Origin of the sequence: Enterobacter cloacae complex sp.6700776, assembly GCF_048284255.1 — a bacterium.
GTDB classification, from domain to species: Bacteria; Pseudomonadota; Gammaproteobacteria; order Enterobacterales; family Enterobacteriaceae; genus Enterobacter; species Enterobacter intestinihominis.
This window is the reverse complement of record NZ_JBLVYK010000337.1, coordinates 1-260: the sequence shown is the minus strand read 5'-3', so window position 1 is coordinate 260 and position 260 is coordinate 1. Positions and strand designations below refer to the sequence as shown.

Below are 260 nucleotides of genomic sequence, written 5' to 3'. Positions count from 1 at the left end.
ACCCTGATTGGGTTGAAGAATACTGTGTGGATATCACTCTTGCAGATGATGAAATGGGTTTTGTGTATTTGCATAACAGCTTGAATGAAATTTTAGCGCCCGCGACGCGCCGACTGTACTGGAAAACGGGCAATACGTTGCACATCGAAACTCAATCGACGGACGATGTGGTTATCAACCCAACACTACTGGCGCGTTTGGCGGGTAAAAAACGCATCAAAGGTACCGATCTGGCGTTAATCAGCCAAGTTCCTGCATGG

Annotated in this window: 1 pseudogene; it reads left to right on the top strand. The window is 47.3% G+C overall.

Annotated features, from left to right (window positions below):
- Nucleotides 1-26 precede the first annotated feature (26 nt).
- A pseudogene (locus tag ACNQ0T_RS24530) lies at nt 27-260 on the top strand (slipin family protein); the annotation flags it as partial.